Genomic DNA, 12501 nt, shown 5'->3' on the forward strand with positions numbered 1-12501 from the left:
TTTTCCGACGAGTGAACAAATACGTCGCCGAATGAATGCGGCTGTCATTCAACGGCCATTTCGGCCACTCGCCGATTGCGGCTGGCTCCCCACCCGACCCGCCTATAGCTTTGACCCATCAATTCGCCAAAGTCATGAAAAAGCTATTCGCTCTTTTGCTTCTCCTTACCAACGTTGCCTTCGCCCAAACCATCACGCTGAGCGGCACGGTCGTTACGGCTTCAGGGCAACCCGTTCCATTTGCTACGGCTACGCTCCACCATGCCGCCGATTCGTCGCTGGCGAAAGCCGCCGTAGCTGATGCCAACGGCCAGTATTTGTTTGCGGGTGTTCGGCCCGGCAATTACCGGGTCGTTCTGACGGCAGTTGGTTACGCCCCCTGGCGGTCGCAGGTGCTGGCTCTGACCAACGAAGCAGCCACTAAACTGCCACCCGCCATCCTGCGTGAGACCACAAATTCTCTCAGCGAAGTGAGCGTAAAAGCACGAAAACCGCTGGTAGAGGTGCAGTCCGACAAAGTAGTGCTAAATATAGAAAGTAGCATTACAGCCGCAGGTAACTCGGCCATTGAACTGCTACAGAAAGCTCCGGGCGTGCAGATCGACCAGAATGACAACATCATTCTGCAAGGTAAAAATGGCGTTCGGGTGTTTATCGACGGTAAGCCTTCGCCCCTCGGCCCGGCTGACCTGGCGGCCTATCTGCGCACCCTGCAAGCCACCGACATCGACGCTATCGAGATTATCACACAGCCTTCAGCCCGCTTCGACGCGCAGGGAAATGCGGGTATCATCAACATTCGACTCAAACGAAACCGAAACTACGGCACCAACGGCAGCGCAACACTGGGCATGGCGCACGGAGCTTTTTTCCCGAAATACAACGGCTCTGTATCGCTCAACAATCGTACAAAAAAAGTCAATCTATTTGCTACGTACAGCCACCGCAACGCCCGAGACTGGTTATTTATCAACCTGTATCGGGAGCAATCAGGAAGCTTTTTCGATCAGAAAAGCGAGACCCGGTCGCGGTCAGTGAGCCATAATGCCCGGCTCGGTGCCGACTGGTTCGTAGGCCGAAACAGTACATTGGGCGTATTGCTCGACGGCTCTCTGCGCAACGCTGCCAACAATACGCTGGGCAAAACCCCCATTGGCTTGCTGGGCGAAGGCGCAACTACCCTGCTCATAGCCGATAACCGCAACCTGAGCGACCGTGCCAACGGCAACGCGAACCTAAACTATCGGTATGCAGATACGTTGGGCCACGAACTGACGATTGATGCCGACCTGGGGCGGTTTCGGTCGGCGGGTAATAATTACCAGCCCAATCGCTACCTGAACCCTGTTACCAACGAACTCTTGTCGGAGCGCAATTTTCAGATGAATACATTGACCAACATTACGTTACGAACGCTGAAGGCCGATTATGGGCAGCGGCTGTGGGGCGGTAAACTCAGCGCAGGTTTTAAAGTATCGTCGGTGCAGACTGACAACGGGTTCGATTTCTTCGACGTGCTGAACGGTCAGCCCGTGCTGAATCCTGACCGCACCAACCGTTTTATGTATACGGAAAACATCAGCGCAGGTTACGCATCGTTCGAGAAAACGCGGGGCAAATGGCAGTATCAGGCTGGCTTGCGGCTCGAACAAACGTACTCGCTTGGCGAACTGAGCAGTGCCGTTGAGCAGACCGACCGGTACGCCGGAACGAGTCGGGTAGAACGCCGATACCTGAACGCCTTTCCGAGCGCGGGCCTGACCTGGAACCGCACCCAGCACAGCACGCTCTCGCTGACGTTCAGCCGCCGAATCGACCGGCCTACGTATCAGAGCCTCAACCCGTTTGAGTCGAAACTCGATGAGTTGACCTACCAGAAAGGGAACGCCTTTCTGCGCCCGCAGTACACCAACACCGTTCAACTCGCGCACACCTACAAATACAAACTGACCACTTCGCTAAGCTACAGCGACACGCAGGATTTCTTCACTGAAATTACGGACACGACCGAGCGCGACGGCCAACCGCGCAATTACATCACCACGCTCAACCTGGCCCGGCAACGGGTGGTGTCGGTCAATGCCAGTTACCCGTTCAGCCTGGCAACGTGGTGGAATGTGTTCATGAACGTGAGCGCGTACCGCTCAACCAACCGCGCCAACTTCGGCGAAGGCAGACAAATCGGCCTGACAGCCAATGTATTAAGCTTGTACATGCAACATACGATTACACTGCCGCGCCAGTGGAACCTGGAAGTTTCGGCCTTCTATACATCGCCATCTATCTGGGGCGGCACCTTTCGGAACCAGCGTTTCTGGGGCAGCAGCATCGGGCTGCAACGCAAGGTTCTGGCCGAGCGTGGCACGCTGGTGCTTACCGTATCGGACCCGTTCAATAGCCAGCAATGGCGGGGCATCAGCCGGTTCGGCGGGCTGTACATGGACGCCAGCGGGGGCTGGGAAAGCCGGCAGATGCGCGTGAATTTCACCTATACTTTTGGCAGCAAACAAATCAAAGCTGCCCGCCAGCGCAAAACCGGGCTGGAAGACGAGAAAGGGCGACTGTAGGTCAACTTCCGCACTTTCGGCAATGGTGCTACGTTTACCGGATTAACCGATACATTTGCAACGGCACAAACCAGCAAGGCAATGGAAGCGACGATTGATAAAGAACAACTCAGCAGGTCATTAAAGCAATTGGCAGTCAATGAGCCAGACTTTGTGAAAACACTCTTGCGCGAGATTACCGAGGAATTGAAACGCGCAAAACGGCAGCGACTTGAGCAAATTGTGAACGAAGATTTTGCTGAATACGAAGACGTATTCAGAGCGTTGGCATGACATATCTTGACAAAGAAGATATTACGTATATCAATCAGCGAACAGTAGCCGAACACGGCGGTAATTTCATGCCGCCCTATAATTTTCTACACGAGGAAAATTTAGATTATCTGCTTGAAGCCGTTCAGGCCGACATGTTTGATGAACCGCTTTACCCAACCATTACGGACAAAGCGGCTGTGTACTGCTACAACATCATCTGCAATCACATCTTCTCCGATGGCAACAAACGGACCGGACTGGAAGCTGCGCTTGCTTTTCTGAAGCTAAACGGCCACCGGATAAGCCGGGAATTGCCCAAAGACGATCTGTATGATTTCATTTTGATAGTGGCCTCTGGTCAGTCCAGCTTAGACGAGTGCCGCGAGTGGTTTGCGGCCAATGTAGTGCCGTTCGCGTAGAGCTTCTCACAAACAATCGACGTCGGCCACGATGCTAACCTGGCGCAGACCCTTGTCGGTCAGAGAAATAAAATTTGTTCGGGTTCCAGCAAGATTTTTAGTGACGCTATTTTCTTGCCCCTGCTCAACCCCTCGACGCTAATATGGACAATTTTGACAAGTGTCTCAGGAGGGAGTGTAAGCAATGTTGTTAGTTTTGGAATAAACTGTTGTTGGTGTGGCCAAAGCAGCGTTGGCGTATCGAGTAATATGATTGTAAAATTCGTTAGAGTCAGGTTCTGCTGAAAAGGTATGTTCTTGTCGGCGGTTATGAAAAAGCGGAAGCCTTCCTGGTTCAGACGCTCGCGCAGTACGCCGTTTTTGACCCCAAGCCAGCCTTTGTCCTGAACTGTACAGGCCGAAAATTCCTGCAATGCCAACTTCATACGCACGTCGATTTGCTCGTCAAGCAGTACGTTCATGGCGAGCGCGTCGGCGGGTTAACTGATTGGCAGCTACTGTGAGTACTTCGTTAACCATAGCGCGGTCGATATGCGGATAACCAATCAGAAACTCGTCAATTGTACTATATTGAAGGTAATCGAAAAGCACCTGTACCGGAACGCGCGTTCCCCGAAAAACCGGCTCTCCGTTCAAAATATCAGGGTCCCGATGAATGATAGATGAGCGCATACGCTGAAATTTACAGTAAAGATAATTGCTTTTACCCAACCACTCACAAACAATCAACGTCGGCAATGATGCTGACCTGCCGCAGACCCTTGTCGGTTAAAATGTCGTTAATGCGTTCCCGGATATAGGCTTTTACGGCTTTCACATTCACCTTGTCGCGTTCGAGTTTGATGAGAATATCGAACAGAAACTGGTTGCGAATGCGCTCTACCAGCGGTTGTTCGGGGCCAAGTACGCGGGTGGGGCCGAGGGTTTGGGTGAGGTCGGCGGCAAGGCGTTCGGCGGCTCGTTGGCTCGTGTGTTTGTCCATGTGCCGCACAGTCAGCTTGATAAGTCGCGAAAACGGCGGGTAGTTAAAATCCTGCCGTTCCTGAATTTCTTCGTTGTATAGCCCCCGGTAATCGTTCTGGATAACTTTCTGGAGAATACTCTGGTCTGGATTGGCCGTCTGAATCAGCACGGTTCCCTGCCGCCCAGCCCGCCGACCAGCCCGACCGCTCACCTGCGTCAACATCTGAAAAGCTCGCTCAGTCGCCCGAAAATCGGGAAAGCGAATCATCCGGTCGGCATCGAAAATACCGACGAGCGACACGTTATCGAAATCCAGCCCTTTGGTAATCATCTGCGTACCGACGAGAATATCGACGCCCCCACGCTCAAATTCACGAATAATCTGACCATAGGCGTCTTTAGCGCGGGTAGTATCGAGGTCCATGCGTAGCACCCGCGAGCCGGGAAAAAAAATCTGGAGCTGGTCTTCGAGTTTTTCGGTGCCGAAACCAATGGTTTTCACTTTCGTAGAGCCGCAGGTGGGGCAGGTGCGCGGCACTTCTTCTTTATGACCGCAGTAGTGGCAGCGCAGTTCGGCGTCGCGCTGATGGTACGTCAGACTAACGGCGCAGTTCAGACACTCTGCCGTCCAGTCGCAGTCTTCGCATTGCATGTAGGGCGAATAGCCGCGCCGGTTCTGAAACAGAATGCTTTGCTCTTTCCGCTCTATGTTCTCGGCCAACGCGTCGTGCAGAGCCGATGAAAATTCGCTTTTCATCGTCTTCTGTCGTTTTTCACGTTTTACGTCTACTAATAAAATTGTAGGTAACGTGGCATCACCAAAGCGGTGGTGTAGTTCAACTAACCCGTATCGGCGTTGTTTTGCCAGAAAATAGCTCTCAAGTGAAGGCGTGGCCGAACCCAGTAACACTTTGGCCTGTTGCCAGTGTCCAATCATCAGGGCCACGTCGCGGGCATGGTAGCGGGGAGCCGGGTCGTGTTGTTTGTAACTCGTTTCGTGCTCCTCATCAACAATGATTAACCCCAGATTATCGAACGGCAGAAACACCGCCGACCGCACACCCACCACAAATTGATACTGCCCCGACACCACCCCTTTCCAGACTTCTACCCGCTCGTTGTCGGAGAATTTGGAGTGGTAGATCCCCATCTTATCGCCGAATACACGCTGTAATCGCACTACAATTTGGGTTGTCAGGGCGATTTCGGGGAGCAGATACAGCACCTGCGAACCACTCGCCAGAGCCTGTTGAATCAGATGGATGTACACTTCCGTTTTGCCGCTGCCCGTCACGCCGTGCAATAACACCGTATTTTGCTCGGCAAACTGTGCCATGATCTCATCGGCAGCCCGTTGTTGATGTTCGGTGAGTTTTATCTCCGGCTGTGCGCCTGAATTGCTATCCGAAAAACGCGGCTGAATTACCTCGAACGACTCAAAGACAGCATTCTTTACCAGCGTTTGCAGCGACGATTGCGACAACGCGTCGTCCTGATTTAAAATGCTCTTATCCAGCCCTTTTTGATTAAGCGCAGGGTTCACCTGCACCGGTACGTGACGCAAATACCGCATCACGACCTCCTGCTGTTTCGGTAGCTTTTCGAGCCGTTTCAACAGCATCAGCAGTTGTTCGCGCTCTTCGTAGGTGCGATGCAGCCGAAGTTTACGAATCATCTTTGGTACGTACTTTTCGCGCACCTCCTCAAAGACAATAATTGCTTTCTTGCCCACCAGCGACTTAATGAGGGCGGCTATGTTTGTGGTCTCACCAGCCAGCCGGGCCAGTTCGTCATACGTTAGGGCAGATTGTTTTTTTAGTTCTGCCAGCAGCAAAACTTCCTGTTCGGTAAGCAATTCAGGATAATCGAAATCGGGGTTGTATTGTACTTTCGACTGACTCGAAATTTTCAGACCGGAGGGTAGCGCAACGTTCATCACGTCGCCGATGCAACACATGTAATAGTCGGCCATCCAACGGAAAAGCTCCAGTTGGCTATTATTAACTAATGGATACTCATCAAGCAATTCAGTAACGTACCTCGCCTGATAATTTACGGGTGGCGAGTTGTGTAAATTCGCTACAATAGCCGTCATAACCCGGCTATTTCGCTTCCCAAACGGAACAATCACTCTGGCACCAATTTTGACAATTTCGGCCATGCCACGCGGTATCCGGTAAGTAAACATTCTTGGCACCGGAATAGGCAAAATTAGGTCGGCAAATAATGTAACCTCTTCTTTGTCAAAAGAATGAAAAATAGGATCAGATGAGGGTTCTTTTATTTGAAAATTGTCCATCCAGTAAATATACAGAGAAATAGTCGCTTCGATGGCAAGGATTTTGTCAAGTAGGCTGGTGCATTTTCAACGCAAGCAGCCGCGCTCAACAGGATTTATCTACTTATTTAATCGACTACCGAGCCAACCATGAAAAATAAGTTAACGGCCCTTTTGAGCGTTTCTGAACCATTTTGTACCAAAAACAGCCTCTCTCATGCAACAATTTTATCCACTTCGAGCCTTCATTGGACGCTGGCTCGCGATTGTCCTGCTTATTGCTGCGGGTTCAATTACCACACGCGCTCAGGTTAGCGGAGTCGTTTTCCGAGACTTCGACAATAACGGCATTCGCTCCGATACATTACCTATTGAGATGGGCGTAAGCGGTGTGCTGGTCAGAGCTTTCGTCGATTTGAACACAACGCCCCTGTCGGCCACAACCGATGCCGAGGGGAAATATGCGTTCAGCAGTGCCGACATTCCGAGCGGCAAACCCGTGCGCGTTGAGTTCACCAGTTTTTTACCCGGCGACTACAACGGTCCCAACGGCATAAACAACGGAACGACGGTGCAGTTTGTTACGGCAGGCACATCGACCACCAACGTAAGTGCGGGCATCAATTACCCATCTGACTATTGCCAAAAGACAAATATATTGCTGGCTACGCCATGCTACGTAAACGGTAATGCGCTGATTACTACCGATAAAGACGGGAATCCAGTTCCGGAAAGCAAACAGGCTGCCAAAGGCGACGCATTAGTTGCATTTCCTTACAATGCAACGGGAGTAGCTGGTTCATCAGGCCCAATGCCTCAGCACTATGCCTATGCAGGTGAGGTTGGTGCGATATGGGGGTTGGCTTTCCAGCGACGGTCGAAAACGCTGTTTAGCTTCGCCACTGTCAAGCGACACGCGTCGTTTGGGCCGGGGGGCGTTGGCGGTATTTATGCCACCAACGTAGAATCTGGCGCAACAACGACCTTTATGACGACTGCCGATTTAGCCAGTATTGGCGTCAATGTGGGCGACGTTTCGCGCACCAACCCACTGGCGAATCTGTTTGGCGACAAAACCCAGGCCAGCACCGACCCTGATAGTTTCACAGCAGTAGGAAAAGTCAGTTACGGAGGAGTCGATATGGCGGAGGACGACAAAACGATGTACTTCGTCAACCTTTTCGACCGCAAGTTATACGCGCTCGCTGTTGGTTCACCGGCGCAGGTGCCGACCTTAGCCAGTGCCGTTACGACGTGGGACATTCCCAATCCGGGCTGCTCGAACGGTGATTTCCGGCCCTGGGCACTCAAAACGTACCGGGGCAAACTCTACATCGGCGTAGTGTGTTCGGCAGAAACCTCGCAGCAGCAGAGCGACCTGAGCGTTACCATCTATCGGCTTGATCCGAAAGCCGTTTCGCCCACGTTTGAAACGGTTTTGTCGTTCCCGCTCGATTTCCGGCGCGGCCCTGCCGATCTTACCGGCACCTGTATTCAGTATGACCGCTGGCTACCCTGGACCGACGCGTGGCCTGCTGCCTGCGGTGAGGGCAATGAACCCCGGTTTGTGATGTATCCACAGCCCATTGTTACCGATATTGAATTTGACGACGACGGTTCCATGCTCATCGGCTTTTTGGATCGCTTCGGAGCCATGTCGGGCAACGAGAACCACGACCCCAGCGGCAACGGCCTGTACGACGGCTTTACGGGGGGCGATCTGCTTCGGGCCAACAACAACAACGGCACCTTTGAACTGGAGAAAAACGGAACAGCAGGCAATCGTACCGGCAGTGGCGTAGACAACAACGAAGGACCGGTAAACGCCAACGGGCAGGGTGGCGAATTCTACGGCCAGGATAACTGGCTGTTTTTCAGCCGGGTGGCTCACGCCGAAGTCACTAACGGTGCTTTAACCCTTATTCCAGGGTATAACGAAGTTATTACATCTGCGTTTGATCCGATCACCGATATTTTTAAATCGGGTGGCGTTAAAGTGTTCGACAATCGTACCGGCAAAACAAACCGGAACTTCGTCCTGTACACCTACGAGAACCCTGGCACCTTCGGCAAGGCTGCGGGTCTGGGCGATAACAAAGCCCTCTGCGACCTGCCCACCATTGAGATCGGCAACCGTATCTGGTTCGACGACAACCGCGATGGCATTCAGGATGCCTACGAACCCGGTGTCGATGGTATTGTGCTGACGCTCCACGACATGGCAAATGGTGGCGTTCAGATTGCTACTACAACTACGCAAAACGGCGGGCTATACTACTTCAACAGCAGTAACGTGCCAGATGGATTGAAGTTTAACCACACCTATCAGGTGCGCATGCCGCTCGATCAGTTGCCCCTGTTAGACATCACACTGAATGGCACCCGGCCCCTCAATCAGGGCGGTGGCGGTGGCAACGCCCGATCAACTGCCAATGGGCGGGTGGCAGCAGCTTCGCAGGTGCAGCGGTCGTACTCGATTTCGCCCGCTTTCCGAACAGGCACTCTCGACACGCCCGAACTGCGTAACTCCAAAGGTATCATCGAAGGCTCATCGGCGGTAATCAATGTAGTGACGGGCGATGCCGGGCAGAACGAGTTTATTTTCGATTTATCGATGTATTCCTGCCCCATGCTGGCTCCGCAAAAAGAAGTTATCGATGTTTGCTCGGGAGCTGAAATTGATTCGATTGTAGTAGAAGGGTTGCACCTGAGCCGCACCGATCAGGTGCAGTTTGTGCTGTTCAGCAGCCCACAGTCGGGTACGGCGATGTACAGCGGGGGCACCGTTCTCGGCACAGTATCGGCCACCGCCATCTCCAGTTCAGCCGTTTCAACAACCGTGCTGTCTACGTCGGCCACTGCCGATTCTGTTAAACGGGCCGTACTGCGCAATCCGGTAATCAATACGCTCAACGCTACGGCCAATCCGCTAAAACAGTATGTATACGCCATTGTACTGCCCATTCCCGAAGACCCAAATTGCCGACAGTCGGCAGAAACCGAAATTGTGATTCAACCCGGCATCTCGGCCACGGCTACGGGCGGCACACTCACCTGCGCTCTTACATCTGTAACGATGACAGGCAAGGCTACTTACAAAGACGGCTCCGACGTGCCCGACCCTTCGGTTTATAGCTACGTCTGGACCGGTCCTGGCAATTTCAGTGCAACAGGCCAAACCGCAATAACCGACCAACCCGGTACCTACACCCTAACCGTAGACGATGTCAACTGTCCATCTTCGACCACAACGGCCACCGCGCTGGTTGAATCGCAAACGTCGGTCGCATCACTAACGCTGACAGCCACGCCGAGCGGCACGGTTGAGGTAGGCACGAGCGTGACATTGACGGCGGTCGGTTGTGAATCGGGCACGCTGGTACTATCGGAAGGCCCTATTGTTCAGCCCATTGTTGGCGAAAACGTGTATTCGGCCACCTGTACCAGCGGTCTGGGCTGTACGGCCACTACCACCGTAAGCGTAACGGCAACGCCGGTTCGAAGCCTTCGGGTTGATGTTCAGTCGATTTGCGTAAAAGACGTTCCCTACATTACCTACAGCGTTACACCGGTTAATTTCACCGCCACCACCACAAGTATTACGCTGAAAAAAGTAATTGATGACTCAGTCATTGAAACGCTGACCGATCAGCCACTGTCGGGAACGTTGCTCTATCCGGGTGCAGCCATCGACGCGCAGGGCAACCCAACCGACTGGCCGGGCTGGAAGTTTGAGAATGGCGAGTGGGTGAAAGAAGAGGATAACCTGCGCCCACGCGTGGCGTTCAGCGTAACGGTTAACCCCACCTCGGAGACAGCCGTCTTCTACCCCGATCCTACGCCTGCCTGCTTTACCGAACCTCGGCTGGGTCTGGGCGACCGCGTCTGGAAAGACCTCAACGGCAACGGTGTGCAGGACAGTGACGAACCCGGCGTACCGGATTTTACGGTCGAACTCTATACAGTTATCGGCGGTATTCGCTCCACTACCGTTGCCAGTACGACCACCACCGACGGAGCCGGATTCTACCTGTTCAGCGATCTGCCGCCGGGTACGTATCAGGTGCGTTTCCTGCCGAGTTCCGTACCAGCAAGTTGCTCGATTAGCCAGCCTTTTGCCACAAGCAGTACGACAGCCGACAGTAACGCTGACGTAACAACGGGCTATTCTGACGAAATTACGCTGGCCCTGACCGACGCCGTCCGGCCTAACCGAACGGTCGATTGTGGTCTTGTGCCACTACCGGGGCAGATCACTGTGGTTAGTACGGCGGTTTGCGACGGGCAAACGGCAAGTCTGTCGGCGGTAGGCTGCTCTGGCTCAGTAAGTTGGAACACGGGCGACACCGGGCCGGTGCTTACTGTAAGTGCCACAGCCTTGAGCGGTATCATCAGTTCGTCGGCACTCACTTATACGGCTACCTGCACCATTAGCGGAGTGGGCGGCACAACCATGAGCGAATCGGGGCAGGTGGCCGTACTACCAACGCCTACATCCGTCGGTATTTCGCTGACTGCCGTGGCACCCACCTGTTCGGGTATGGTCTCGCTAACCAACGGGCAGCTTAGTCTGCTGGCAAAACCAGGAGTCGATCTATCGCAGTTCAGCTATCAGTATGTAGTTGGCAGCGATTTCTCGTCGGGTCAGCCTACACCGGCTGAACCGGCTTTTGTACCGGCAGGTGGCATTCTGACTACCGAAGTGCCGCAGGGAACTTACGTGGTTCGGGTAAGCAATTCGCTGGGCTGTTCGGAAGACTATGTGGTGTCGTTAGAAACCGACTGCCAGTGTCCGAAGCCCGTTTGCCTGCCAACCACTGTTGCGCGAATTCGATAACGGCCTAACCCGTAGTTTAAAAACATAAATGGCCCCCACTGGCGCAACCTTTGGGGGCTTTTTCTGTGTTATTCCATCATGCAGATCTACGACGTTATTATTGTGGGTGGTGGCCCCTGCGGACTGGCAGCCGGTATTGAAGCCACCAAAGCCGGACTGAGTCATTTGATTCTGGAAATGGGGAGCCTGACCGAATCGATTCGGCAGTATCCGCGCCGGATGCGCTTTTTCAGCACCGCCGAAAACATCGAGATTGGTGGCCTGCCCTTTCCAATTTCGGGCGTGAAAGCCGGACGCGACGAAGCTCTGCAATACTACCGAAAAGCAGCCGCGTATTATCATCTGAATTTCAAGTTGTTTCAGCAGGTCCGGGACGTTACCAAAAACGACGACCTGTTTACGGTATCGACCACTGCGGGCGAACAGTATCAGGCCCGTAAAGTAATTATGGCAACGGGTTATTTTACCCTGCCGCGCTGGCTTGGCATTCCCGGCGAAGACCTGCCGCACGTGTCGCATTATTATGATGAACCGTTCAAGTATTCGTTCACCAATGTGGTCATCATCGGTGGCTCGAACTCAACAGTCGAAGCTGCGCTGGAACTCTACCGCCACGACGTCAACATCACAATTGTTCATCGGGGCGACGATTTCCGCAAAACCGTGAAATACTGGCTGGTTCCCGACGTAAAAAATCGCGTCAAAGAAGGCAAAATACACACTCGCTTCGACTCGGTAGTAACGCAGATTAGCGAGAAATCGGTAACGATCAATAACCTGAAAACGGGCGAAGAAGAGCAACTCCCAGCCGATTTTGTGCTGGTACTGACGGGATATATTCCCGATGCCGACCTGTTGCGCCGGTGCGGCATTGACCTCGACCCCAATACGCAGGTACCGGTGTATGACAAAGAAACGTTTGAAACGAACGTACCGGGCCTCTACGTCTGCGGCACTGTTATGGCGGGTATTTTCACGGAAAAGGTATTCATCGAAAACGGTCGCGAACATGCGCAGGCCATCCTCGACCATATTATGGGCCGTGAAGTGCATAAAGTGGCGGAATTGATCGAGCGTATTTGATTTCTATCTTCATTCCACAGTCCCGGTCTTCGTTAGGTTTGTTTCCACGCATTCAGGCTTATCTTCGCGGCAGATGCAGTTCTTTATGAACTGAAAATA

8 protein-coding genes are annotated in these 12501 nt (G+C 53.1%); 5 read left to right on the forward strand and 3 right to left on the reverse strand.

The annotated features are described in order from the left end of the window. The first annotated feature begins 35 nt into the window (after nucleotides 1–35). From AWR27_RS15555 to AWR27_RS15565, 3 genes are all read left to right on the forward strand, one after another. Entirely contained in the window at nucleotides 36–2567 is a 2532-nt protein-coding gene (locus AWR27_RS15555; RefSeq protein ID WP_232325847.1) for a TonB-dependent receptor, read from the forward strand. Nucleotides 2568–2648: 81 nt separating this feature from the next. Then, complete coding sequence (locus AWR27_RS15560; protein ID WP_077132014.1) at nucleotides 2649–2840, forward strand: hypothetical protein; 192 nt, start codon at nucleotides 2649–2651, stop codon at nucleotides 2838–2840. Next, nucleotides 2837–3241: a type II toxin-antitoxin system death-on-curing family toxin gene (locus AWR27_RS15565; RefSeq protein WP_077132015.1), complete on the forward strand. Its 405-nt coding sequence runs from the start codon at nucleotides 2837–2839 to the stop codon at nucleotides 3239–3241. The genes AWR27_RS15560 and AWR27_RS15565 overlap by 4 nt, the downstream gene beginning before the upstream one ends. A gap of 59 nt (nucleotides 3242–3300) precedes the next feature. Here AWR27_RS15565 and AWR27_RS15570 read toward each other — a convergent pair whose 3' ends face one another. The 3 genes from AWR27_RS15570 to priA are packed head-to-tail and all read right to left on the reverse strand — an operon-like array spanning nucleotide 3301 to nucleotide 6503. Continuing rightward, nucleotides 3301–3702 (reverse strand): hypothetical protein, encoded by a 402-nt coding sequence (locus AWR27_RS15570; protein ID WP_077132016.1) that lies wholly within the window; start codon nucleotides 3700–3702, stop codon nucleotides 3301–3303. Then, on the reverse strand, nucleotides 3686–3913 hold the full coding sequence (locus tag AWR27_RS15575; RefSeq protein ID WP_077132017.1) for a DUF433 domain-containing protein: 228 nt from the start codon (nucleotides 3911–3913) through the stop codon (nucleotides 3686–3688). The genes AWR27_RS15570 and AWR27_RS15575 overlap by 17 nt, the downstream gene beginning before the upstream one ends. A 43-nt stretch (nucleotides 3914–3956) precedes the next feature. Further along, on the reverse strand, nucleotides 3957–6503 hold the full coding sequence (priA, locus tag AWR27_RS15580) for a replication restart helicase PriA (protein WP_077132018.1): 2547 nt from the start codon (nucleotides 6501–6503) through the stop codon (nucleotides 3957–3959). Between the two features lie 196 nt (nucleotides 6504–6699). Between priA and AWR27_RS15585 the strand changes: the two genes are divergently transcribed. Both AWR27_RS15585 and AWR27_RS15590 read left to right on the forward strand, forming a co-directional pair. Further along, nucleotides 6700–11319, forward strand: coding sequence for an SdrD B-like domain-containing protein (locus AWR27_RS15585; protein ID WP_077132019.1), 4620 nt, complete (start codon nucleotides 6700–6702; stop codon nucleotides 11317–11319). Nucleotides 11320–11397: 78 nt separating this feature from the next. Next, nucleotides 11398–12402, forward strand: coding sequence for a YpdA family putative bacillithiol disulfide reductase (locus AWR27_RS15590; protein ID WP_077132020.1), 1005 nt, complete (start codon nucleotides 11398–11400; stop codon nucleotides 12400–12402). Nucleotides 12403–12501: the final 99 nt, after the last annotated feature.

Origin of the sequence: Spirosoma montaniterrae (genome assembly GCF_001988955.1) — a bacterium.
GTDB lineage: Bacteria > Bacteroidota > Bacteroidia > Cytophagales > Spirosomataceae > Spirosoma > Spirosoma montaniterrae.